This is a genomic window from Synechococcus sp. N26 (assembly GCF_900473975.1).
GTDB lineage: Bacteria > Cyanobacteriota > Cyanobacteriia > PCC-6307 > Cyanobiaceae > Parasynechococcus.
The window spans coordinates 323266-346560 of sequence record NZ_UCNM01000002.1; the positions used below are offsets into that span (position 1 = coordinate 323266).

General features: G+C 46.3%; 20 protein-coding genes and 1 tRNA gene. 13 read left to right on the forward strand and 8 right to left on the reverse strand.

Translation table 11 applies throughout. The features are described from left to right. The first annotated feature begins 2 nt into the window (after positions 1–2). Complete coding sequence (locus DXY33_RS11905; RefSeq protein WP_136975405.1) at positions 3–791, forward strand: hypothetical protein; 789 nt, start codon at positions 3–5, stop codon at positions 789–791. An 11-nt stretch (positions 792–802) separates the two neighbouring features. Here the strand turns inward: DXY33_RS11905 and mutS are convergent, their stop codons facing one another. Next, positions 803–3508 (reverse strand): DNA mismatch repair protein MutS, encoded by a 2706-nt coding sequence (gene mutS, locus DXY33_RS01710; protein WP_115131479.1) that lies wholly within the window; start codon positions 3506–3508, stop codon positions 803–805. A 52-nt stretch (positions 3509–3560) separates the two neighbouring features. Further along, positions 3561–4016, reverse strand: a complete 456-nt coding sequence (locus DXY33_RS01715; protein ID WP_115131480.1) for a GNAT family N-acetyltransferase — start codon at positions 4014–4016, stop codon at positions 3561–3563. 71 nt (positions 4017–4087) lie between these two features. On the opposite strand from DXY33_RS01715, the gene uvrB reads away from it, so the two are divergent. The 10 genes from uvrB (at position 4088) to DXY33_RS01765 (ending at position 14622) form a co-directional block, all read left to right on the forward strand. Then, the gene (uvrB, locus tag DXY33_RS01720; RefSeq protein WP_115131481.1) at positions 4088–6121 is read left to right on the forward strand and encodes an excinuclease ABC subunit UvrB; all 2034 of its coding nucleotides are present in this window, start codon (positions 4088–4090) and stop codon (positions 6119–6121) included. Between the two features lie 217 nt (positions 6122–6338). Next, positions 6339–7406 carry a nucleotidyltransferase family protein gene (locus tag DXY33_RS01725; RefSeq protein ID WP_115131482.1) on the forward strand — a complete coding sequence of 356 codons (1068 nt, stop codon included), beginning with the start codon at positions 6339–6341 and terminating at the stop codon, positions 7404–7406. After that, on the forward strand, positions 7403–8077 hold the full coding sequence (locus tag DXY33_RS01730; RefSeq protein WP_115131483.1) for a cytidylyltransferase domain-containing protein: 675 nt from the start codon (positions 7403–7405) through the stop codon (positions 8075–8077). Before DXY33_RS01725 ends, DXY33_RS01730 begins: the two co-directional genes overlap by 4 nt. Positions 8078–8090: 13 nt before the next feature. Continuing rightward, positions 8091–9089: an NAD-dependent 4,6-dehydratase LegB gene (locus tag DXY33_RS01735; RefSeq protein ID WP_115131484.1), complete on the forward strand. Its 999-nt coding sequence runs from the start codon at positions 8091–8093 to the stop codon at positions 9087–9089. Between the two features lie 3 nt (positions 9090–9092). Further along, positions 9093–10304: a LegC family aminotransferase gene (locus tag DXY33_RS01740; protein ID WP_115131485.1), complete on the forward strand. Its 1212-nt coding sequence runs from the start codon at positions 9093–9095 to the stop codon at positions 10302–10304. Continuing rightward, complete coding sequence (locus tag DXY33_RS01745; protein WP_115131486.1) at positions 10301–10900, forward strand: acetyltransferase; 600 nt, start codon at positions 10301–10303, stop codon at positions 10898–10900. Before DXY33_RS01740 ends, DXY33_RS01745 begins: the two co-directional genes overlap by 4 nt. Beyond that, positions 10879–11907, forward strand: a complete 1029-nt coding sequence (gene neuB, locus DXY33_RS01750; protein WP_115131487.1) for an N-acetylneuraminate synthase — start codon at positions 10879–10881, stop codon at positions 11905–11907. The genes DXY33_RS01745 and neuB overlap by 22 nt, the downstream gene beginning before the upstream one ends. Then, on the forward strand, positions 11904–13073 hold the full coding sequence (neuC, locus tag DXY33_RS01755) for a UDP-N-acetylglucosamine 2-epimerase (protein ID WP_115131488.1): 1170 nt from the start codon (positions 11904–11906) through the stop codon (positions 13071–13073). The genes neuB and neuC overlap by 4 nt, the downstream gene beginning before the upstream one ends. Then, positions 13073–13954 (forward strand): methionyl-tRNA formyltransferase, encoded by an 882-nt coding sequence (locus DXY33_RS01760; RefSeq protein ID WP_115131489.1) that lies wholly within the window; start codon positions 13073–13075, stop codon positions 13952–13954. Before neuC ends, DXY33_RS01760 begins: the two co-directional genes overlap by 1 nt. Beyond that, positions 13951–14622 (forward strand): PIG-L deacetylase family protein, encoded by a 672-nt coding sequence (locus DXY33_RS01765; protein WP_115131490.1) that lies wholly within the window; start codon positions 13951–13953, stop codon positions 14620–14622. Before DXY33_RS01760 ends, DXY33_RS01765 begins: the two co-directional genes overlap by 4 nt. 88 nt (positions 14623–14710) lie before the next feature. On the opposite strand, the gene DXY33_RS11910 is transcribed toward DXY33_RS01765, so the two are convergent. Next, complete coding sequence (locus DXY33_RS11910; protein ID WP_136975406.1) at positions 14711–15553, reverse strand: hypothetical protein; 843 nt, start codon at positions 15551–15553, stop codon at positions 14711–14713. Beyond that, a complete protein-coding gene (locus DXY33_RS11915) occupies positions 15550–17070 on the reverse strand; it encodes a hypothetical protein (protein ID WP_136975407.1) in 1521 nt (506 codons plus the stop codon). The genes DXY33_RS11910 and DXY33_RS11915 overlap by 4 nt, the downstream gene beginning before the upstream one ends. A gap of 129 nt (positions 17071–17199) precedes the next feature. Here DXY33_RS11915 and DXY33_RS11920 point away from each other — a divergent pair, with 129 nt between their 5' ends. After that, positions 17200–18372, forward strand: a complete 1173-nt coding sequence (locus tag DXY33_RS11920) for a hypothetical protein (protein ID WP_136975408.1) — start codon at positions 17200–17202, stop codon at positions 18370–18372. On the opposite strand, the gene DXY33_RS01775 is transcribed toward DXY33_RS11920, so the two are convergent. The 4 genes from DXY33_RS01775 to DXY33_RS11925 all read right to left on the reverse strand — a co-directional run bounded on the left by DXY33_RS01775 (position 18364) and on the right by DXY33_RS11925 (position 21979). Next, positions 18364–19206: a glycosyltransferase gene (locus tag DXY33_RS01775; RefSeq protein WP_115131492.1), complete on the reverse strand. Its 843-nt coding sequence runs from the start codon at positions 19204–19206 to the stop codon at positions 18364–18366. The two genes, DXY33_RS11920 and DXY33_RS01775, sit on opposite strands and share 9 nt — an antisense overlap. After that, the gene (locus DXY33_RS01780; RefSeq protein ID WP_170950896.1) at positions 19203–20117 is read right to left on the reverse strand and encodes a glycosyltransferase; all 915 of its coding nucleotides are present in this window, start codon (positions 20115–20117) and stop codon (positions 19203–19205) included. The genes DXY33_RS01775 and DXY33_RS01780 overlap by 4 nt, the downstream gene beginning before the upstream one ends. A 185-nt stretch (positions 20118–20302) precedes the next feature. Next, positions 20303–21262, reverse strand: coding sequence for a hypothetical protein (locus DXY33_RS01785; protein ID WP_115131494.1), 960 nt, complete (start codon positions 21260–21262; stop codon positions 20303–20305). A gap of 42 nt (positions 21263–21304) precedes the next feature. Next, positions 21305–21979 carry a hypothetical protein gene (locus DXY33_RS11925; RefSeq protein ID WP_170950897.1) on the reverse strand — a complete coding sequence of 225 codons (675 nt, stop codon included), beginning with the start codon at positions 21977–21979 and terminating at the stop codon, positions 21305–21307. 1122 nt (positions 21980–23101) lie between these two features. Here DXY33_RS11925 and DXY33_RS01790 point away from each other — a divergent pair. Then, a tRNA-Gly gene (locus DXY33_RS01790) sits at positions 23102–23173 on the forward strand. Positions 23174–23295: the final 122 nt, after the last annotated feature.

Here is a 23295-nt window from a genome sequence, read left to right on the forward strand (position 1 = left end):
TGATGGCTGGTTTGGAAGGGTTCTGGCTCAATCTGGATCGATGTGGGGAGCGAGCTTTTTGGATGCGGAAGCGTTTGGGCGAATTAGGACTTTCTGTTCACTATCAACGAGTTGCTGGAGTCGAAGGTGATGTTGCTGAAGCATCTTGTCGAGGATTGAAGCAAGGAGAGTGGGGTGCTTGGCAGGGTTGGATTCGCATGCTTGATCGGGCGAGTCAATCATCTGCTTCTGTGGTTCATTTAATGGAAGATGATATCGATATCTCGGATTCGTTTGTAAGGCTGGTTGAGGATGATCTGCTCAATGGTCTTGCAGTGCGTAAGCATGTTTTCTGCACAGATGCCTATGTTTCCCCTCGCCAATGTTTAGGCTTGCTTCATGCTGTTGCTGCGGCCAGGCGTGATGGTAGGCAATGGCTAGAAGTGACTGATGGATTTAAGATTCCTTGCCTGAATTCTCTCTTGATGGCTCCTGAAGTTGCAGGTCGCCTCTGCGTGCAGCTCCAAGAAATTTTGAATACAGCAGATTCTTTGCATGCTGTTGATATTGCGATGGCTAAAGTTTCTAATTCCTGGAGCACTATTGTCCCGTTTGTGACTAGTCCTAAACTGCACCTTGCTTCGGCGGGTTGTACACGTACAGACGATGAGGTAGATTTATTATTGAGTCGTGATGCATTGACACTTTTAAGACGTACTCTGTTTTGTAAGGGTGATGACCCTGAGTTAAAGATTTGCTTGGCTGATTTGATGGTTCAACTCGCGGATATAGGGGTTCTTCGGCCGTATTGATTTTCCTGTGCTTAAGCCGCCAGCTGATGGAGCACCTGACGGGCCCGTCGTACCACTGTCATGGGAACGCCGGCTAACCGTGCCGCTTCGATGCCGTAACTGCGGCTGGCGCCGCCGGCCTGCACCTGGTGGAGGAAGACCAGATCGTCGCCGGTTTCCTCCACCGTCACCTGGAAGTTGGCCACGTTGTCGCGTTCAGCGGCCAGATTGTTGAGCTCGTGATAGTGGGTGGCAAACACCGTACGGCTGCCCAGGACGCCAGCCAGGTGTTCGCTAACGGCCCAGGCGATCGATAGCCCATCGAAGGTGGCGGTGCCCCGCCCGATCTCATCGAGCAGTACCAGGGAACGGTCGCTGGCGTGATGAAGGATGTTAGCGGTCTCGGCCATCTCCACCATGAAAGTGGACTGGCCGGCGGCCAGATCATCTACAGCACCCACCCGGGTGAAGATACGATCGGCAATGCCGATCGTGGCAGAGCGGGCCGGAACCCAGCTGCCGATCTGAGCCATCAATTGGAGCAGGCCGATCTGGCGCAGATAGCAGCTCTTGCCACTGGCGTTGGGGCCCGTAAGCACCACAAGATCTGTGCCTTCACCGAGCTGCACATCATTGGGGGTGAAAGCGGTTTCCACCAGCCGTTGCTCCACTACCGGATGGCGGCTAGCCTCCAGCCGCAGCCCCCGGCCGTCGGTGATGGTTGGTGCGCAGTAGCCACCGCTGGCGGCCACATCGGCCAGGCCGCTGAGGGCATCGAGGGCAGCAACGGCGCGGGCCGCCTGGCGGATCGGGGCGGCCATGGCTCCTACTTGCTCGCGCAGCTGGCAAAACAGCTCGTACTCCCGCTGGCAAGCCCGTGCCCGCAGCTGGAAGATGCGGCCCTCTCGTTCCTTGAGATCCGGGGTGATGAAGCGTTCCTCGTTGGCCAGGGTCTGACGCCGGATCCAGTGGTCTGGCACGGCGGTGGCCTTGGCTTTGCTCACCGCCAGGAAATAGCCGAAGGTGCGGTGGTGCTGCAGTTTCAGGGTGCTGATGCCACTGAGTTGACGCTCCTGCTGCTCCTGGTGGCTGAGCCAGGCATCCTGATCGTCCAGTTGGTTGCGCAGCCCATCCAGCAGCGGGTCGACGCCGTCATGGATCAGGTCGCCCTCTGATAGAGATAGTGGTGGAGCCTCCACCAGCTTGCGGCGAATCGTCCGGGCCAGCTCGGCAAGGGCTGGATCGGGGCTGAGCAGCTGCTGCAACCACTTCGGCCCTGCGCTGATCGCAGATTCCAGCCGAGCGGTGAGCTGGGGCATCCGTTCCAGGCCATCGGCGATGGCCACTAGATCGCGGGCACTGGCATGGCCCGCTCCGGCCCGGCCGGCCAGCCGCTCCAGGTCGCCGATTGGCCGCAGCAGCTGGCGGATCGCCTGCCGCAGTCTGCGTTCACTCACCAGGTTGCTCACCAGATCCTGGCGCTGCTGAATAGCCTCGCGGTCCATCAACGGTGCTTCCAGCCAGCGACGCAGGCATCGGCCGCCCATGGCGGTGAGGGTCCGATCGATGGCCCAGAGCAACGAACCCTGCAACTGGTTGTCTCGCTGGGTGGCAGTGAGCTCGAGGTTGCGGCGCGTCTGGGCATCCAGCACCAGGGCATCTCCGCGGTGCACAATCGCTGGCACTTCCAGGGGGATGTGGCTGTCCTCCTCCAGGGGTTGAGTGTCCTGCAGGTAGCTCAGCAGCCCGCCGAGGGCCTGCAGGGCCAGGGGATGTTCCGGCAGGCCGAGGCCATCGAGGCTGCTGAGGCCGTAGTGCTGCTGCAGGGTGCGCTCCGCCTCCACTGGGCTGAAGGGGGTGCTGGCCATCGGCGTGAGCCGTATTTGTTCCGGGCACCAGGCCGGACGCTCGGCATCGAAAGCGGCGGCCCAGAGCAATTCCGAAGTTTCCTGCTGGGCCAGCTGCTGGTGCAGGGTGCTGCTCTCCTCACGTTGCATCACCTGAACCTCGCCGGTGCTTACATCGGCGCTGGCCAGTCCCCAGCGCAGTGGTTGATTTCCCTCGGCCGGCTCCACCACCACCGCCGCCAGCCAGTTGTTGCGCCGCGAGCTGAGCATGCCCTCCTCCAGCACGGTGCCGGGGGTCAGCACCCGGGTGATGTCCCGCTTGAGTAGGGCACCTTTGGTGGGGTTGGTTTCGAGTTGATCGCAGAGGGCCACGCTGTAGCCCTGCTTGATCAGTTCGGCGCAGTAGCGCTCGGCGGCGTGGTGGGGGATGCCGGCCATCGGTACCCGGCCGATCGCCTTGCCGCCTTCCTTGCCGGTGAGGGTGAGTTCCAGCACCCGGGAGAGTTTGATTGCGTCTTCGAAGAAGCATTCGAAGAAGTCGCCCAGGCGGTAGAGCAGCACCCGCTCGGGATGGGCCGATTTGAGCTCAACGTAGTGGCGCAGCATCGGTGTCAGCTGCAGCGGATCAAGTTGGCTGTGGTGGGCCCAGGCCGGTTCGTCGCTGCTGGTTTCTGAATCGCTTGCATCTGGGGATTCGCTGCTGCCCCCGCTCGCCGTGGCCTGGCGGATTCGGGGCCGGGCGGCGGCATCGGCCCCCAGTTCGTCGTCGCTGAGGTCGTGGTTGGCGGCCTCAGGTTCGCTGGTGGGTGCAGTCGGTGCGGCCGGCTCAGGCGCCCCGAACAGATTGCCCTGAAGGGCGTCGTCTGGGGACTGGGACGCGGACCGTGGCATCGGCTGATCTAACGGATTCGGATCGTACCGGGCTCAACAGGATTGAGATGCCTCAGCGGCGCAGCACCATCAGCTGTTGGGGGTCCGCATCCTGGAAGCCCAGTTGCCGGTAGAAACCGGCACTCTTGGTGGTCATCAGATACACCCGCTCTACTCCCACTACCGGCGGGGTGTGCAGCAGTTCTTCGATCACCCGGCGGCCGAGGCCGTGGCCCTGCAGGTCGCCGGCCACGACGATGTCCCAGAGAACGGCCCGGCTGAAGCCATCGGAGGTGGCCCGGCCGAAGCCCACCAGCCGCTTGCCGCGCCAGAGGCTCACCACGGCATCGCTACCAGCCAGCAACCGCCGCAGCTGAGCAAAGCTGCGGCCGCGGGCCCAGAAGGCGTGGCGATCGAACAGCCGTTGCAGCTTGAGCAGCGCCCGGCTGGGGTGCAGATCCGGCCCGAGGCCCAGCCAACGCAGGCCGGGGGCACCGGGGGCATGGTGAACCAGCCGGATCGGGGTCACGGGTGGGGGAGCCGCAGCACTTCATCTTGCTCCCCGGCGATAATTGACGGCCGCCGTCTGGCTCCGCACCCATGCCCGCCTACGACCTCACGGCTCCGTATTCGCCGAAGGGTGATCAGCCAACGGCGATCAAGCAGCTGGTGGCGGGGGTGAACAGCGGCGAGCGCTATCAGACCCTGCTGGGGGCGACGGGCACGGGCAAGACGTTCACGATGGCCAACGTGATCGCCCAGACCGGCCGGCCGGCGCTGGTGCTGGCCCACAACAAAACCCTGGCGGCCCAGCTCTGCAACGAGCTGCGGGAGTTCTTCCCGGAGAACGCCGTGGAGTACTTCATCTCCTATTACGACTACTACCAACCGGAGGCCTACGTACCGGTCAGCGACACCTACATCGCCAAGACGGCGTCGATCAACGAGGAGATCGACATGCTGCGCCATTCGGCGACGCGCTCGTTGTTTGAACGGCGCGACGTGATCGTGGTGGCCTCGATCAGCTGCATTTATGGCCTGGGGATTCCGAGCGAATACCTCAAGGCTGCGGTGAAATTCGAAGTGGGCGAGACCCTCAACATCCGCAGCCAGCTGCGGGAGCTGGTGAACAACCAGTACAGCCGCAACGACACCGAAATCGCCCGCGGCCGTTTCCGCATGAAGGGGGATGTGCTGGAGATCGGCCCGGCCTACGAAGACCGGTTGGTGCGGATCGAGCTGTTCGGCGATGAGGTGGAAGCGATTCGCTATCTCGACCCCACCACCGGCGAGATCCTGCAGAGCATGGATGCGGTGAACATCTACCCGGCCAAGCACTTCGTAACCCCCAAAGATCGGCTGGATTCCGCCATTAGCGCCATCCGCTCCGAACTGCGGGAGCGGCTGGACGTGCTCAACGGCGAAGGCAAGTTGCTGGAGGCCCAGCGGCTCGAGCAGCGCACCAAGTACGACCTGGAGATGTTGGGTCAGGTGGGCTATTGCAACGGGGTAGAGAACTACGCTCGCCATCTGGCCGGCCGCGAGGAGGGCACGCCGCCGGAGTGCTTGATTGATTATTTTCCGGACGACTGGCTGTTGATCGTGGACGAGAGCCACGTCACTTGCTCGCAGCTGCAGGCGATGTACAACGGCGACCAGGCCCGCAAGAAGGTGCTGATCGAGCACGGCTTCCGCCTGCCCAGTGCGGCCGATAACCGACCGTTGAAGGGTGCCGAGTTCTGGGAGAAGGCACGCCAGACCGTGTTCGTCTCAGCCACCCCCGGTGATTGGGAGATGGAGGTGAGCGGAGGTGAGGTGGCTGAGCAGGTGATTCGCCCCACAGGAGTGCTTGATCCGGTGGTGGAGGTGCGGCCCACCACCGGTCAGGTAGACGATCTGCTCGGAGAGATCCGCGATCGGGCAGCCAAGAACCAGCGGGTGCTGGTCACCACTCTCACCAAGCGGATGGCGGAAGACCTCACCGATTATCTGGCGGAGAATGAGGTGCGGGTGCGCTACCTCCACTCGGAGATCCACTCGATCGAGCGGATCGAGATCATCCAGGATCTACGTCTAGGGGAATACGACGTGCTGGTGGGGGTGAACCTCCTGCGAGAAGGTCTCGACCTGCCGGAGGTGAGCCTGGTAGCGATCCTCGATGCCGACAAAGAAGGTTTTCTGCGGGCCGAGCGTTCCTTGATCCAGACCATTGGCCGGGCTGCTCGCCATGTGGAGGGGGTGGCGCTGCTTTATGCCGACAACATGACCGACTCGATGGCCAAGGCCATCTCTGAAACCGAGCGGCGCCGGGCGATCCAGCAGACCTACAACGAGAAGCACGGCGTAGTGCCGACTGCCGCGGGCAAGAAGGCCAGCAATTCGATCCTCAGCTTCCTGGAGTTGTCCCGCAAGTTGAAACAGGACGGGCCGGACGCGGATCTGGTGGAGGTGGTCGGCAAGGCCGCCAAGGCCCTTGAGAACGATCCCGATGCTGGCTTGGCATTAGAAGCGCTGCCGGAATTGATCGATCAGCTTGAGGTCAAGATGAAGGAAGCAGCTAAAAAACTTGACTTTGAAGAAGCGGCGAACCTTAGAGATAGGGTTAAGCAGCTACGACAAAAGATGACTAGATAGTGAATCCAATTATTAAATGACTGCCGCAAATTTCTTGTCTAAATAATTCATGAACTGCAATATGGGATCAATTAATTCTGGCTTGCCAAAGGATTGATGCTCACAGAGCTTGTTCTTTTGGCTTAATGTCAGAATTATGTTATAGTGAAAATGTTTTGCAGTTGATTCGTCGTATAGGCGAAAATTTTTTACCAAAGGCTAGTGATTTATTTGTTTCATGAACTATCAATCTGTTGATCAACTGCAAAAGTTTTTTGTCTCTCCTGAGACTGCGCTTATAGCCGCAATGAGAGTTATTAACGATGGGGCATCTCAAATCGCGTTGGTAGTTAATGAAAGACAATTTCTTTTGGGGACCATTACTGATGGCGATATTCGAAGAGGTCTACTGCAAGGACTCACTCTAGAGGCCCCGGTAGAGCAAGTAATGAACCGCGATTTTCATTTTGTACGAAATCGCAATGATGAGGCGAAAATTCTCGAGATAATGCGTCACAATAAATTAAGTCAGATTCCTGTATTAGATCTGCAAGGATGTGTGACTGAGATACTTCTGCTAAAAAATTTACTGCTTCCGCCGCAGCAAAGTAACGCAGTTGTTGTTATGGCTGGTGGTAAGGGTACCCGGCTTGGACTGCAAACAAAAGATTGCCCAAAACCAATGTTGAAGGTTGGAGCTAAACCTATTCTGCAAATTATCTTAGAGCAGTGTATTTCAAGTGGCTACGTCAATTTTTACTTTTCTGTAAATTATCTGAAAGAGCAAATAATCGATTACTTCTCAGATGGTTCAAAGTGGGGTGTATCGATTAAATATTTAGTCGAAAATCAACCACTTGGTACGGCAGGTTCCCTCAAGCTATTGCCTGACTCTGTACAAGAACCGTTTTTGGTGCTTAACGGTGATGTTCTTACCCGACTGAGTCCAGTACAGCTATTACAATTCCATGATCAGCATCGGGCCGCTGCCACAATATGTGTGCGAGAGCATGAGTTGTCTGTTCCATTTGGTGTTGTAGAGACTACTGGTGTTGAACTTTCATCATTTCAAGAAAAACCTACATATCGGCATCTGGTAAACGCTGGGGTTTACGTGATCGATCCTAGCTTATTAGAGTTATTGCCTCGAAACCAATCAACTGACATGCCTAGCTTACTGCAACTTGCAAAGCAATCTGGACATCGAGTGACAGTCTGTCCAGTTCATGAATATTGGTTAGATGTAGGTCGTCCAGAAACATTGTTGCAAGCACACCGTGAGTGGCCTGCTCAGGAAAACCTATGACTCTTCTTGCACTCATTCCGGCGCGGGGTGGTTCCAAGGGTATCCCACGTAAAAACATCAAACCGTTTTGCGGTAAGCCATTGCTGCAGTGGTCAATTGATGTTGCGCTAGCGGCGCCAAGTGTGGATCGGGTTGTGGTCAGCACGGAAGATTCCGAAATTGCTGGGATTGCACGCAGAGGAGGAGCGGAGGTTCCTTTCCTTAGGCCCCCTGAGTTGGCTAGCGATACCGCCCCAGGTATCTCTCCAGTGCTCCATGCTCTTCAGAAGCTCCCCGAGGTTACGGAAGTATTGCTCATGCAGCCCACCTCTCCTCTTCGTCGTGTTGCAGATGTCGAGGCAATTGTTGCACTTCATCGGCAAGCTGGCTCCGATTCGGTTGTTTCAGTAGCGCCTGTGGGAAAGCACCCTTCATGGATGTTCACATTGTCCCCAGATCGAGTGTTGAATCCTTTTATTGATTCTCCGGATGTATCGTGTCGCCAAGAGCTGCCGACCGCATACATACTGAACGGGGCTCTATATTTGGCATCACGTTCTTTCTTGGAGAGGGAGAAGAGTTTTAGGAATTCCAAAACTGTGGGCTACGTAATGCCTCTTGATTACTCTGTTGATATTGATACTCCTCTCGACTGGGAGTGGGGTGAATTTTTGAAGCAACGACAAATTTGATTAAAATACAACGATGAGCAAAGTCCTGGTTACTGGCGCCGATGGTTTTATCGGTTCCCATCTTGTTGAAAGCTTGATGGCAGCGGGTCATCAGGTGCGGGCTTTTTGCCTCTACAACTCCAGTGGTAGTTGGGGTTGGCTGGATAGCCTTCCGGAGAGCACCAAAGCAGAGCTTGACGTAGTACTTGGCGATATCCGTGATACACAGTGTGTGCGTGAGGCGGTGCGGGGTTGCGATCAGGTGTTCCACTTGGCGGCGTTAATTGCTATTCCCTACAGTTATGTAGCCACTGCTAGCTACGTGGACACCAATATTCACGGCACGTTGAATGTTGTGCAGGCGGCCCGTGATTTTGGGGTAGGGCGCGTTGTGCATACTTCAACTTCTGAGACGTACGGGACAGCTCAATTTGTACCCATCACAGAAGAGCACCCGCAGGTGGGTCAGTCGCCATACGCAGCTAGTAAAATTGGTGCTGATCAAATTGCGTTGAGTTATTGGCGCAGTTTTGAAACGCCTGTTTCGGTCTTGCGTCCGTTTAATACTTACGGCCCTCGTCAGAGTGCCCGGGCAGTTATACCAACAATCATTACCCAAGTCGCTGCCGGACAGCGGCAGATTCGTTTAGGCGCTCTCTCGCCTACGCGTGACTTCAATTTTGTGGCTGATACTTGTGCTGCCTTCCAGGCCATCGCTAGTTGTGATGCAGCGCTTGGTCAGGTTGTTAATGCTGCCAGTAACTTCGAGATTTCAATTGGTGATACGGCTGCGCTGATTGGTGATGTGATGAATGTTCAGCTTGAGATTGTTACGGATGAACAGAGAATGCGGCCAGAGGCATCTGAAGTGAATCGTCTTTTTGGCGACAACACTCGCTTGTGTCAGCTCACTGGCTGGCGACCTGCTTATGGCGGTTTACCGGGCTTTCGTCGTGGTTTATCCCAAACTGCTGAATGGTTTAGCGATCCTGACAATTTGGTGCGTTATCGCCCTGGCATGTATTCCGTTTGAAATATGACAGCTCCTGTAGGTTTCAATGTCGAGTCTGTCCTCAAGGCAATTCAGCAGGTGGTGGGTCTCAGCTCCAAAGAGAACCCCATCAATTTGCACGAGCCGGATTTCAGTGGTACCCAAGCCTGGGCTTATGTCAGGGATTGTCTTGACACTGGCTGGGTAAGCACGGCAGGCAGCTGGGTTAGTCGCTTTGAGCAAGAGCTTTGCGCTTTTACTGGTGCAAAACATGCGGTGGCAGTGAGCAATGGCACTGTCGCACTGCGTTTAGCTCTGCATTTAGCGGGGGTTAGGCAAGGTGACGAAGTCCTGTTGCCTCCATTGAGCTTTGTGGCTACTGCTAATGCTGTCGCTCATCTTGGCGCAATACCTCACTTTGTGGATGTTGAGGAGAGTGCTTTTGGTTTGTGTCCTTTTGCATTGTCTTCGCGCCTTGAGGCCATCGCTGAGCGACGCGAAGATTTTCTGTTCAATAAAGAAACAGGTCGACGCATCGCTGCGGTACTGCCAGTACATGTATTTGGCAATCCAGCCAAGGTGGATCTGCTGCGGTCTGTTGCTGATGCCTGGGGTCTACCCGTTGTTGAAGACGCCGCCGAAGCTCTCGCGAGTTGGCGAGCAGGAACCCATTGCGGCCTGTTTGGTTTGGTGGGCACTCTGAGCTTTAACGGTAATAAGTTGATTACTACGGGTGGTGGTGGTGCCCTCATTACCGATGATGCTGAAATAGCCAAGTGCGCGCGTCATTTGTCGACCACCGCTAAGCAGCCTCATCCTTGGGAGTTTTACCATGATGCGGTTGGCTGGAACGATCGACTGCCGAATCTCAATGCCGCACTTGGTGTTGCTCAACTCGAGGATTTGGATCGTCGGCTTCAATCAAAACGTTTACTTGCTAAGTGCTATGAAGATGCCTTGTCTGGCCTCAAAGGAGTTGAGCTAACAAAAGAACCAACAGAATGTCGTAGTAATCATTGGCTTATGAGCTTGCGCTTTACTGCGGATGATCCCTTGATCGCGCAGGCTCAGCGTGAAGAGCTCCTTAAGAGTGCTCATTCCACTGGTATTTTGCTACGACCAATTTGGTCCCCACTGCATCGCCTGCCTATGTACGAAACATGCTCTGCAGGTTCGTTAGTTGTAGCTGAAAATCAAGCACTTCGCTTGCTTAACCTACCTAGTAGTCCTCAGATTATGGATGGCTGGGCGGCATGAAGCAGCTTTTGCTTGTCGGTTGTGGAGGCCATGCTCGATCTCTCATCGAGCTCATCGAATCGAGTGCGGAGTGGCAGATTCACGGGTTGGTAGGTTTGCCTGACCAGGTGGGCAATAGCATTTTGGGTTACCGAGTTATTGGATGTGACGACGATTTGCCTTCGCTTCGTGAAGAATGCCAGGCAGTAGTGGTTGCGATAGGCCAGTTGCCAGATTCTGCTCCACGAGTAAGTTTAGTTCAGCAGTTGGAACAGCTTGGTTTTCAATTTCCTGTTGTCATTTCACCCCATGCCGTTGTCAGCCGGTACGCCCAGCTCGGTCCTGGAACCACTGTGGGCCATGGTGTGATCATTAATGCAGCAGCAGTTGTTGGCAATCACTGCATCATCAATAGTCGTGCGCTGATCGAACATGATGTCCATATTGATGATCATTGTCATGTCAGTACTGGTGTCTTGGTCAATGGAGGTGTACATATTGGATCCCATAGCTTTATTGGTAGTGGAGCTATGATTCGTGAAGGTTTGACTTTTCCAAGGTTTACGACTATCGGCGCTGGTCAACGTGTAATGGGATGGCCTCTAAGGAACCAATGAGTACTACACAAAAAACCCTAATCATTGCCGAGGCTGGTGTAAATCATAATGGTGATCTTCAGCTTGCCAAGAAACTAGTCGACGCGGCTACCGAGGCAGGCGCTGATGTAATCAAATTTCAGACTTTTCAAGCCGGCCAGCTTGTTACTGAGCACGCAGAACAGGCACCTTATCAGAAGAAAGTTCTAGATGACTTGGAGGGTCAGTTAGGAATGTTGAAGTCCCTTGAACTCCGACCAGATCAGCATGGTGAGTTAATTGATTATTGCCACAATAAAGATATAGAATTTCTCTCTACTGCTTTTGATATTTCAAGTATCAATCTTTTGCTATCTCTACAGCTTAGGCGTTGGAAGGTGCCTTCTGGAGAGATAACTAATTTGCCTTACTTGCGCAAAATTGGTAGTCAAAGACAGCCTGTCATCCTCTCCACTGGTATGGCAAATTTAGGTGAAATAGAAGCTGCGCTCGATGTTCTTGAGAAGGCTGGCACGCATCGCAGCCAGATCATTGTGTTGCACTGTACTACCGAATATCCAGCTCCACCTGAGGAGGTAAATCTCCGAGCGATGAATACGATCGCTCAAGCCTTTGACGTCAGTGTGGGTTATTCCGATCACACCGAGGGTATTGCGGTGCCTATTGCGGCAGTTGCTATGGGCGCCATGCTGATCGAGAAGCACCTCACCCTCGACCGAAACCTGCCAGGACCGGATCATAAGGCCAGTCTTGAACCTGACGAATTTGCCGCCATGGTTCAGAGCATCCGCACTATCGATAAGGCTTTGGGGGATGGTATTAAGAGGCCAACACTCAGCGAACAGGATAATTTACCGGTGGTGCGTAAATCGCTTGTAGCAGCTTGCCCGATCCGTGCTGGTGAGCTCTTTAGCGAGCAAAATCTCACCGCCAAGCGACCTGGTACAGGTATCTCTCCGATGAATTGGGATGCCTGGATTGGTCAGAAGGCATCCCGCAATTTCATTGCGGACGAGCTGATCGAATGAAGAAGACTCCTCGGAAAATTTGTGTTGCAACTGGCACTCGCGCTGAATACGGTCTATTGCGTTGGGTGATGAAGGGAATCAAGGATTCTGAGCTGCTGCAATTGCAGTTGATTGTGACTGGGATGCACCTATCACCGGAGTTTGGCCTCACTGTAAGGGATATCGAGGCTGACGGATTTAGTATTGATCACAAGGTCGAAATGTTGCTCAGTTCCGACACTCCAGTGGGTATCACTAAGTCAATGGGGCTTGGCATGATTGGCTTTGCTGATGCATTACATCAACTTCAGCCTGATCTTTTGCTGATTCTTGGAGATCGTTATGAGATTTTTGCTGCAGCTGCCTCGGCTATGGTCGCCCGTATACCCATTGCTCACCTTCATGGTGGCGAATCAACGGAAGGCCTGATAGATGAGTCAATTCGCCATGGTATTACAAAGATGTCACATTTGCATTTCGTGGCGGCTAGAGAGTATCGCCAACGAGTAATACAGCTTGGTGAAAAGCCTGAGTCTATTTTTCAGGTTGGCGGATTAGGTATTGATAGCATTCATAGCCTCCAACTTCTTAGTCAAATTGAATTAGAAGAAGCACTAGATTTCAAGCTAATGAAGAAAAATCTTCTGATTACATTTCATCCCGTCACTCTTGAAAAAAGCACAAGTGGAGACCAGATGCGCGAGTTATTACTTTCGCTGAGTCAATTGCATAATACCGGCCTAATATTTACAATGCCTAATGCTGACACTGATGGCCGCATCTTGTTTAAGCAGATTAATGACTTTTGCCTATCTCATCCACATGCGCGTGCCTTTACCTCATTAGGCCAATTAAAATATCTCTCATGCGTCAAATATGTTGATGGAGTAGTCGGAAACTCATCTAGTGGGATTGTTGAAGTGCCAAGTTTTAAAAAAGGTACAGTAAATATTGGTGATCGTCAGCGAGGCCGTTTACGCGCGAAGAGCGTAATTGATTGTTCTCCAGATTGCAGGTCTATTACCGATGCGATTAACCAATTGTTTTCACCTTCTTTCCGTTCTTCTTTGGCTGGCACTGACAATCCTTATGGAAATGGTGGGGCAAGTGCATCTATCGTTTCTATTCTTGAAAATATCAATTTTGACGACGTAATCAAGAAACGCTTTTTTGATATAAAATTCTAATGAAAATTCTATTTATAGGATCTGTTGTTTTTTCTGCCCACGCCTTGCGCGAGTTAATTAATCTGGGAGCAGATGTTGTTGGAGTTTGTACTGTCAGCTCTTCAAGCTTTAATGCTGACCACGAAGATTTGACTCCAATTGCAAACAAAGCCGGCATACCAGTATGCTCTGTTCGTGATGTTAATAGTCACGATTGCATCAGTTGGATTAATAAACTTGCTCCTGACGTTATCTTTTGTTTTGGCTGGTCCCGAATCATTCGAGGTCCACTTCTTTCATTGCCTCCCCTTGGGATTATTGGATATCATCCTTCTGCTCTACCAGCTAATAGGGGTCGCCATCCAATAATATGGTCCTTAGTCCTTGGCCTAAATGAGACAGCTTCCACTTACTTCCAAATGGATGAGGGCACTGATACTGGCGATATTATTTCACAGGTTAAGGTAAATATTAAGCCGTCTGATGATGCAAGCACACTTTATGCACGAATTACTTCCGTCGCCATGCAACAGTTACGCGACTTTGTTCCTAAGTTAAATGATAGAACCATAAAAGTAATTCCTCAAAATCATGCCATTGCTAATAACTGGCGAAAGCGAGGCGTTGCTGACGGCCTTATAGATTGGCGTATGGCAGCAACTAGTATTCACAATTTAGTTCGTGGATTAACTCACCCCTATGTAGGAGCCCATTTCGAATATAATAGTCGAAGCTTCAAGGTCTGGAAAACTAAGATTGAATTAGATGTTTCCGATAATTTAGAACCGGGTAAAGTACTTGAAGCTGTCGATAACTGTCTCCTTGTCAAAGCAGGTATTCATGCGATTTGGCTGCTTGATTATGATCCATTAATATCTATCAAAACAGGTGATTATCTATGAAATCTCTCATAGTTGCTCCGCATCCTGACGATGAGCTTCTTGGCTGTGGTGGAACACTTCTTCGTAGGTCAAGTCATGGCGAATCGGTTGGATGGTTGTTGATGACTGCAATCACAAAGGAAAAGGGTTGGAGTACTCAGCGAGTACAGAGTCGCGCACATGAAATTGCTCAGGTTCGTGAAGGTCTTAGCATTGCACCACATAATTTTTTTCCACTTGACTTCGTTGCGACTGAACTTGATCAATATCCAATAAGCACTCTTGTAGAGGCAATATCATCCGTCTTTAAAACTTTTGCACCAGAAGAAGTGTTGTTGCCCCATCCCGGTGATATTCACAGCGACCACCGTGTCACATTTGAAGCAGCTAGTGCTTGTACCAAGTGGTTTCGCTATCCAAGTATCAAGCGAGTTTTGACCTATGAAACAATATCAGAAACTGATTTTTGCCTTAATCCCACAGAAAATCCATTTCTCCCCAATTTATATGTAGATATTTCAGATCAGCTTGATACGAAACTCAAGCTTCTTAATATTTATAAGTCTGAGTTGGGTGCACATCCTTTCCCTCGTAGTCTTGAGTCAGTTCGTTCGCTGTCTGTACTTAGAGGGTCTCAGATGGGAGTCTTTGCAGCTGAAGCTTTTCAGATCCTGAGACAATTTGAATAAGTGATTTTATAGCCCGGTCTTACCTTTTCTAGAAAATATTATGATCCGCATATATATAGTCCAGAGTTATTGACATCAGCAATCCTTGTCAGATTATCCCTTTGATTCTGTCTTCAACCTTGTATGTTTTGAAATGTGAATATAAAAGTTCATCAGAAGAATAGATGTATATCCGTTTATAGTCATTTGAACAGACTTTTTTTACGAATGATAAGTATAAGGCAAGGCATTCAGGTTGACTTTTGAACGGCTTGTTTCCATGTCGATGGTGAAATGTATATTTATGCGCTACATCTGATGTTAATGCATAATACTTTTCAAATAGTTTCGCTAGTAGTGCTTTTTTGGGAGAAAAAATACTATCAAGAGTTCCAGGAAACCCATAGAAATGTTGATTGATGGATGGATCTAATCCATATAACCTGATGGGTGAAGAATTTATTTTTAAAGCAATAGATACTGCTCTAATAAGTGAACAGTTGAAGTTAAGGATAAGCTCAGAACTATAATATTTCTGGAAGTAGGTTTTAAGTGATTCTAGAATTGATAATGTGGAAGATTCATCAACAAAAAAGTAATTAGTTTTGTAGATTTTGTTGTTTTCTGGTAGGGGGAGATGATATGGATTGTCTAGATTCCTGAAAGGACTGCATATGATATTGAGATCTTTAGCATTATTGATTAAATCAATGACTTCATATCTCCATATATTCTTTATAGAATTAAGTGCTCGATTTAACTCATCATTCTCATTTTTAAATAGAGGATTCCATGTATCAAGACTTGCAGGCTCCCAAAAACTCCAATTATATTGAATCTTTGTAAGAGCTGCATATGAGAATACAATTCTATTGGCAACGTTTGAATCAGTTAAAAAATGCTCAAACTTTAGTAGTGATGGTCCATTTAGTACGATATCCGTAAAGTTCAAAAATTATGCTCCATTGAGACTGTATCATTATTTTCAATTAGGTTATACCACATTAAACCGCCATATTCGCAGAACATTGATATATAATTACATTTTAGTTTGCCATCTTTTTCTGATTTATTAAATAGATCTAGGATATTAAATCCGAGTTCTGCAGCAGCAAAGGTAATCTTTTTCTCCACATATCCTGTGCTGTCTTCAGTATATAATCTCAAAATTATAGGAATATCCTTAGGTATATCCCCATAAATCTCAGTGATTGCTGATGCATATATTGTCGAATTAATATTCTTGTTATCGTCTATAACATGAATCCAAGAGAAACGTTTGTTTGGACGCCTATCTGAATATGCTCCCAATGATAGTTCAGAAGGAATCTCCTGCTTCTGTTTTTTTAGCGAAACAACGAAAGGAATTCTCGTTGGTAAAGCATCCCCTTCCAGAGGGATTATCCTAATCTTATGCCTAAAATAGTTCTTTTCAAGACTTATTTCCTCGTACCTTATAGCTTCAATGTTATGTGATCTTAATATTGAAGATTTGGAATCTTGCTCTCTATAACTTTCAATTTCTAGAACAAATCTTGAAATTCCTATTGTAGGGTAAACAATTAATGAAAGTGATTCTATAGCCTTATTCTGAAACCCTGGCACAACCATATGCATACATTGATTTACATCTAAATAATCACTATCTATTGCTGAGTAGTCAAAATTCGAATGTGTATATTGAACTTCTTTAAGGCTTTTATTACCAACTAATGCCCTCTGGAACGATCCACCTGTGGAGTAATTAATTGAGCAACAATATTCTTTTTTATGCGCTTTATCGATATCTTTTGTAATGACTCTGCTTAAGTCAATCTTCTTTGTCTCAAAGGGCTTCATTTCGGAAAGACTATAACTCTTTAGTGCTATTTCTTCGTCCCTACTCCAAACTCTAATAGCAGCGTCTTGGCTTTTACAAATAGTGTTTCCATTATGAAATATAAATTCAGGCCAAACTTCATTCTCATATAGTCTTATTGAAAAATTGCCTTCATAGCTGTTTGTTAATGTGAGTCCGTCCTCACGTTCGTATTCATTATATATACGTCCATATGTATGAACTGCAGAGCATGATGTTTCACTAAAATAGTAACCAATAACTGCTGCGTACGGAATTCTTAAATTCTTATTTGAGTAGAATTCAAAGCACGCTGATCCCTCAAGATCCCCATATTCTTCTAAAATGTTAATATTAAGCACAGATTTTTGCTCAAAATTCTCTATTCTTCTGTCAATTAGTCTTCCTTCTAAATCTCGGATGCTTACACAAGCCATGATATCGATATTATTTTTATATTTAAAATAATTTAGGACTGATAATATAGTATTATAGCTGTCTTTTGAATTAAAATACATTGTAGACGTTGATTTGGGTACAAATCCATGATTATTGGCATAATTTTCCTTTTGAGATATCATCTTTCTTTCAGGCGCGTAGATAGCTTGTGGCTTCAGGTTGCTTTTGCCCACTTGTATGGCCTGTAGAATGAAGACATTCTAGCCCTTCCGATGCTTATAGACAGGTTATGATTTACTCTTTTCTTGCCTGAAGATCAATACAACTATCAATGATTCAAATGACTTTCTTGGTTTAAGAATATGAAAGTTCTTGTTAATATCTCGCCTCATTCACGGCCTTACATCCCTCACTACTATTCTCTATTTTTTGACAAGATCTTTCATATTTGCCGAGATCCAAATACGCTTTTTGCTGCTGATGGCAATCGTATTCTCTGGAGGCAAGACTGTCAATTTAATCTATCCCTATATTCTGAACTTGCTCAATACGACAAACTTTATTGTGAAGTTCCTGTTCAAGCTGGTCTTGAACATTTTATTCGTTTAGTGAAACCAGGTCATGCAATTCCAATAGCTAGAGCATGTGACTTGCATCATCTCAATAATCCTATTTTATGTGTAATAAACCAAATCAAATCCCTTTGCCCTAAGTTAATTTTGGTAAGTTCTTGTCCTACGCAGGCAGAACTTTTATGTGGTCTAGGTGCGCCTGTCATTTTCTGTCCTACTTCCGCTTTTACATCTATAGCAACTTCTAATCTCGTTCCTGAATTAAACTTTGAACTTGATGGTTCATCCCTTAGTAGATACCATTTGCGAAGATCAAAAATCTTTTCTAGGCTTTTAACCTCTCAATTTTCTTCATTTATAAATGTTCGACCTTATATGGATTATCATATCTGGAAAGAGTCATTTCGCCCCGATACCATTTATATTCAGCATAATCTTTCGAATAACTTTCATCCACCATCTCTTACTGCGTCTCAATTTGGGTCCCCAGTTCTAATTAATTCTGAATCCGTCTGGCAAACCAAACCTTTTTTAAGTGTAAATGACTACCGCATTCTTGAATCCTATTCATATTCTTCTTACAAGGAATTGATAGAATTAATATCCCTCTTGCAAGCTGATCCCCATGTTCTCGCTAACATTTGCCAGATTCCAGCCATATATTCTCGACTTTCCGCTAATGTTATCTCAAGCTTTATTTCTGAGATAGAAACTATAGACGACATCTCACTCCCCTCAACCTCGCAATTTTTGCATAACGATCTCTCTATCAGATTTTTTGAAGAAGCTCAAGGCATTTTATCTGATGCCGTTAACAATAATCCAAAGCCAATGGATATTTACGCCTTCAATAAGATTATAGTTGGTTTAAAAACTAAATATTCTAACCAACTTGAATCGCCCTCATTTAAAGTTATTGTCGAGAAGTTACAACGTTTATATGGCATTTCTCGATTACCATGAGTTAATAATGTTTTGTTCATGGACTATTTGAGACCATGCTGGTTCTCGAGTAATTATATCTATCTTTTTAATGTCTCTCGGTACAACGTCATGTGGAAACGAGAATATATTTTTAGAAGATGACCACGGAGCGAGAAGTGTTGTAAAACAGTTATCACCAAAATAATGTTGTTTCTTATCTACTATATCCAAGCTATCAACCATTTTTTCTTTTAGACCATAAGGCATGTTAAACAAATAATGCTCGTTCCTCTTGATATTTGACGAATTTTGGAGAAAGTATATTGCTTTGATCAAGTTATACATATACATAGCACCTAATTTGTCATCAGAATCTAGCCTGGTTGTAGCAATATACTTTTTGATATAATTTTCCCGTTGACATTTGATCTTATAGTTGATTTTCTTAGGCCTTATTTCATATTCAATCTCATCTATATCTTTCCCCTCCCCTGACATATAGTATGGATTTATTTTATCGTATCCTTTTATCATTTCTTTTATTTTTAACGTTTCTCTGATATCGTATGGATATTCTAACAAAATTCCCCACTCATCAAATTCAATTACTTGTGATTTTATAGAGTTAACCGTATGCTTATTAAATATCTCAATTCTTGAGTCCAGCCATTTGTGATATTCGATGCTATTACTTCTCACTTTTTCCGATTTCTTGCCAATATTTAAATTAAAGGGCGTTAATACTACAAATTCAGTGTTTTCTTTTACTGTCCTTATAGCTTCTTCTCTCACCTCTCGGTTTAAATCATAATTTATACTTTCTTGATTGCTTATATATGATTGACCAATTACGTCCATTAGTGGATTATTCATGTTGATGACTCATAATAATTCTTAAATAGACACTTGGCTTTATTAAAATAGTCTACAGCATCCTTGTGGTCTGAACTTTTCAATACGAATGCGGCCGGCTCTTCTTTTGTGACAAGATTATATCGCAGCATTCTGGCATCTTTTGCGGATAAATCTATTCCAATTTTACTCCACATCTCCATCATAATTTTTTCATGAAATTGTAATTGCATTTGCCTTTTAGTATTTTGTTTATCTAAGGTGTTTTGCCTCTTTACTTCTGTATCTTTCTTGATCCGATAATATGTGCCTTTTGTTGCAGAGCCAACGTATACTGATCCTTTCATGTTGTCGATATATAATTTGTAGTCCTGCGCATAAGTATAATTCTCATTATAGTGAAATTTTAGTTTTTCCAGATTCAATGTAATCGCAGGATGATAGAAACATGGCATAACAAGAAGTTCCTGCTTTAATTCAAAGTCATTTAGTTTTTGTTTGCACCATTTAGTGGAAATGTATCTCCTTCTCGTCTTCGGGTCCAACTTAAAGTAACGCATTTGCTGCCCAATTATTGTAGGCTCTTCTCTTCTCATTTTAATTAATTCATTCAAGTTTTTCAGTCGAGTTGGATGCATTAAATCATCGTCATCATGGCGAACTGTCCATTTATGGCTACACTGCTCAAGAGATATATTTAATGTCTTTGGTAGTGAATAACTTTTCTTGCAGTCCACCACTTTAATTTTTTTATCCTTTTGCAGATACTCATAGTATTCCTGCTCATTATTTGTCATTGGATCGTTTTGAAGTCCTATTATTATTGTGAAGTCTTCATATTTACTTGCCAATACACTACTAACACTGGTAATAACATTTTCATTCAGTCGCTGAACTGGTATTACGATATCAAACCACGTATCTTGCGCCACCAGGAGGTATGTATAACTTCTACACTATACACTACTATCTTACTTAAACCATGCTTACTAGGCTGAACGTAATTATCGCCTTGTTACCTATTATTATTCGACAAATCTAAATTAGTGCGACTTGATTATTTTCAGATAATTAAAAAATGTGGCCCTATTAATCTATTTGGCACATAATATTCTCCTCAGCGCAATATACCAGTTCTCTGAAATCTATTTTTATAGATTGACCATATTCCATGATCTATAGTCATACTATATTCGGAACCATCTAGCCTTGTTCTTTTCTTTTTTGAGGTTACATCATCACTAAATTGTGCAAATATTTCCATGAATAGAGAGATTTCACTCGGATTGTATTTCTTGTTGTTTTGATAGTACGTATCTTCTATTACGTATAGTTCTGGTTTGATATGTTGTAGTACCGCTTTGAATGTATTTACCTGATGTGATGTCATATGGGATCCATCATCGATAAAAATAAAATTCTCATATTTGTCTGAATCAATAAATCTTACTATACTATCCGGTTTTTCTTGATCAAACTTTTCGTATTTGATCATTCTACCTGTCGATAGAGAACAACGCATAGGCTCAGCATTTGCTATATCGAGTGATATAACATCGCAATCAAAAATAGCTGACATCATTAGGGATGATCCACCATGAAATGTACCTATCTCTATCAGGCAAGTTCTTTCATTACTGCGTATATCTATATTCGCCATATTCTTAGCCATCTTTAAATAAATTAGATTGTAATGCCATGGCTTAATTACACGATTGCATATGCTTGACGGATTATATATTTTTTGTAGGGCATGAGCCGCTGTCTCACGGTTCTTACATTCCAGTAGCATTGATGGAAGCTTGTATTCAAGTTGTTCTTTCCTATAATGATATAACGTTCTGAATATATCTTTGAGGCTAAATATAAAATTGGGGATAGACTCTGACGGAAGCTCTGAAAGACTAAGGTAAAAATCCCGCCATAGTTTATGATTGTAATGAGTGCCATGAGAAGAACTCTTGTACTTCATAATTACTGATTTTATCTCTTTTGGCAATTCATTATAATCTTGAGCACTAATTGTATTTAGTGCCTCTCGAGGCATATCGTTGACCAGGAAATCAAGCCAGTTCATTGTTTTTGACTGAATAAATTTGGATTAATATCTATATTTTAATTATTCATGTGGCATTGCGAATTCTTTCTTTTGATTCGGCAGTCGTAGCATAATAATTATGCTTGCATATATTGCACCTCCAAGGTGATTATTTCTCCTAAAATCCTCATTTGACAAATGTGAGTTTACAAAAGCGGCATATTCTTTCGGATCAAAATCGCATAAAAATGGATTTGGACTAAATGGCGATAGTTTCATTGACAGGATCTCGTAGTCATTTGCCATTGCTAATTGCCTGAAAAAATTTGGTTGGTATTGGTAAAATCCATGACCCCACCCTCCTCCATCTGCCCATCCTTGGCATGGCAGGACATGAAATATAATTCCACCGGGTTTACAGGTGTAATGAAAAGCTTCGAAAGCACAAGCCTGATTAAATACATGTTCCGAAAATCCTTGATTAGTAACTAGATCATATTTTGATTCTATTTCCGGCATGGCTCTCAATGAATAGTTCAAATCAATCCTGAACGATGCATTTTTGTTGTAATCAGTGCAATCTCTTCTATTTAAGCCTAGCAATTGATATAAGTATGTTACTTGGTCGTATTGACTTAGGCTTTTGCTGATGTTCTGGAATTCTGGAAATATTGAACTAGCATGATCTGTACTGTAAAGTAGTTGATCGCCAAAGTCTAATACGTCTCCATTCTTTGGGAGATATCGTTGGTTCATCACCAAGAAGTTAAGTGCTGGTGGTATAAGCAAGGTTCAAAGCGAGTCATCCCTTAATTATAGCAAGTCATTTGTCATTTGTAAATCTCCTTTCGTACGACTATTTCTCTGTTATTTAATTCTTAGCGGTCTTGTTTAGGCCGCATTTCTTATTCCTCTGTGTGCATAGATGTCTCCTAGTTTGTCTTTTTCTACCTAGTGATGTTCAGCTCATCTTTCCTTTTTGTTTCCTTCGTCTCCCTCACTTTCGAATCCACTGCGTAGATTCCTATCGGTCGCCTCTTGTAGCTCCTAATTCTTTCTACTCCACAGAATCCCTGTATTGTTTTTTTAATTATTGTGTTCTTTGATCCATGACTTATGCATGCCTCATATTCCACTGCATTCCATTTAACTTGTGTTTCTACGTTCGGTCCCCAGTGAATCTATTGCCTTTATACTTGTATTAACTCTGTGCCGTTAATGTCGTCTCATCTTCGCTAATATCTTTCGAGTGATTTAGTGGCTTTTACCCTTTTATTTTCATATTTACTGAGTATCTTTGCCTTTCTTCTCCATCAATCTTAGACTTTTGATGTTTTTTATTTATAGCTTTAACGATCGATTTTCCACTATTGTGCATACAGCATTACGGTGATTTAATTAATTTCATCAGGCTCTGATTAAGCGGACATATTGTTGTTCCTATCGATATTCCATCGTGAAACTTTCTTCGATATAACTCCGATGCCTCAAAGACTTCTGTTCCATAGGGTTATTGGTTGTGTTGTAAGACATTTTCACGTTGGTCGTCTCTAATGCTGCATGAGCTGCTTTTGCCAGCTGCTGTCTTTTTGTCAAACACATTGCAAAAGCTTATGTTTCTTCGATAAATACATTACTTTATGTCATCTGCGTGTCATTGGCTTTGGGTGCCTCTGTTGAAGACCTCCTCTGGTGCTTCAGGCCTGGCGACATAGGCAAGTGTCCTGATGTTTTGGACCTGCACACCGTTGGCTTGTCAACCCTTCTTCTCAACTTTCTAGAGTCCCCACCATGGTTGTTTTGCGTATGGTTTGACCAAGGGGCACCCTGTGATGCATGATATGTAGGCAGCAGGGCTTACCCCCCCCTGAACGAACTGCGGATGTAGCTCAGTGGTAGAGCATCTCCTTGCCAAGGAGAGGGTCGAGAGTTCGAATCTCTTCATCCGCTTTCTTCACCTTCCCATCTTGCTTACTGGGGTGGTTTCGTTGATTCGAGTTTTACCTTTCACCCTGTGCGGGAGCTACTTCTATTGAATGAAGTTCCCCCTAATTTCCTTATTCCTGTCTGTT

Coding starts and splice junctions, on each gene's coding strand:
- DXY33_RS11905 (WP_136975405.1), top strand. CDS start 3: ATGGCTGGTTTGGAAGGGTTCTGGCTCAATCTGGATCGATGTGGGGAG.
- mutS (WP_115131479.1), bottom strand. CDS start 3,508: ATGCCACGGTCCGCGTCCCAGTCCCCAGACGACGCCCTTCAGGGCAAT.
- uvrB (WP_115131481.1), top strand. CDS start 4,088: ATGCCCGCCTACGACCTCACGGCTCCGTATTCGCCGAAGGGTGATCAG.
- DXY33_RS01725 (WP_115131482.1), top strand. CDS start 6,339: ATGAACTATCAATCTGTTGATCAACTGCAAAAGTTTTTTGTCTCTCCT.
- DXY33_RS01730 (WP_115131483.1), top strand. CDS start 7,403: ATGACTCTTCTTGCACTCATTCCGGCGCGGGGTGGTTCCAAGGGTATC.
- DXY33_RS01735 (WP_115131484.1), top strand. CDS start 8,091: ATGAGCAAAGTCCTGGTTACTGGCGCCGATGGTTTTATCGGTTCCCAT.
- DXY33_RS01740 (WP_115131485.1), top strand. CDS start 9,093: ATGACAGCTCCTGTAGGTTTCAATGTCGAGTCTGTCCTCAAGGCAATT.
- DXY33_RS01745 (WP_115131486.1), top strand. CDS start 10,301: ATGAAGCAGCTTTTGCTTGTCGGTTGTGGAGGCCATGCTCGATCTCTC.
- neuB (WP_115131487.1), top strand. CDS start 10,879: ATGGCCTCTAAGGAACCAATGAGTACTACACAAAAAACCCTAATCATT.
- neuC (WP_115131488.1), top strand. CDS start 11,904: ATGAAGAAGACTCCTCGGAAAATTTGTGTTGCAACTGGCACTCGCGCT.
- DXY33_RS01760 (WP_115131489.1), top strand. CDS start 13,073: ATGAAAATTCTATTTATAGGATCTGTTGTTTTTTCTGCCCACGCCTTG.
- DXY33_RS01765 (WP_115131490.1), top strand. CDS start 13,951: ATGAAATCTCTCATAGTTGCTCCGCATCCTGACGATGAGCTTCTTGGC.
- DXY33_RS11920 (WP_136975408.1), top strand. CDS start 17,200: ATGAAAGTTCTTGTTAATATCTCGCCTCATTCACGGCCTTACATCCCT.
- DXY33_RS01775 (WP_115131492.1), bottom strand. CDS start 19,206: ATGAATAATCCACTAATGGACGTAATTGGTCAATCATATATAAGCAAT.
- DXY33_RS01785 (WP_115131494.1), bottom strand. CDS start 21,262: ATGAACTGGCTTGATTTCCTGGTCAACGATATGCCTCGAGAGGCACTA.
- DXY33_RS11925 (WP_170950897.1), bottom strand. CDS start 21,979: ATGAACCAACGATATCTCCCAAAGAATGGAGACGTATTAGACTTTGGC.